The organism is Campylobacter sp. GB48 (assembly GCF_049221845.1).
In the GTDB taxonomy this organism is placed as follows: domain Bacteria; phylum Campylobacterota; class Campylobacteria; order Campylobacterales; family Campylobacteraceae; genus Campylobacter_D; species Campylobacter_D lari_C.
Map to the genome: position 1 here is coordinate 1 of NZ_JBMJAR010000101.1, position 548 is coordinate 548.

Genomic DNA, 548 nt, shown 5'->3' on the forward strand with positions numbered 1-548 from the left:
CTTGTCCTTCTCTTAAGGCTTCTTTTATACTTTCTTTAATGTTAATAGTGGTATTGTTTTCATTATGAACACTAGTATTATTTTCATTTGCATTCATCTAAGGCCTTTTGGGTTGTATTTATCCATTGTCTTTGTTGAATTGAAAATTCTTTATGTAGATATTTCCAATTTTCCTCTGTTAATCCATCGGGAAGTTTTGTTGAAATATTTAAATCTAAATTATTAAATACTTTATAACTTATTTTCATTTTTTCAAACATTAGGTTTCTATCTATAAAAAAACATATTTCAGAATTTAAATTTAGAAAAAAACCATATAATAAAATTTTAATCATATTTGCCAAACCTTTATACCAAGAACCCTTATCCAAATAGCCTATACTATCTAAATAATCATAAAATTCTTCATAGTGCTTTATAAATTTAAGTTTTTCTTTAAAAATTTGTTTTTCTAAATCTTTAGTAGAGGCTCTTAAGTTTAGGTATTTTTGTTTTTCATTTGAGTTTAAATTGCTTATGAAATTAAGATAATTAAAATAGGTTTGCTC

The 548-nt window shown here is 23.4% G+C and carries 1 pseudogene; it reads right to left on the reverse strand.

From position 1 onward, the window contains the following. Window positions 1–83 precede the first annotated feature (83 nt). A pseudogene (locus ACOTVC_RS09030) lies at window positions 84–548 on the reverse strand (hypothetical protein); the annotation flags it as partial.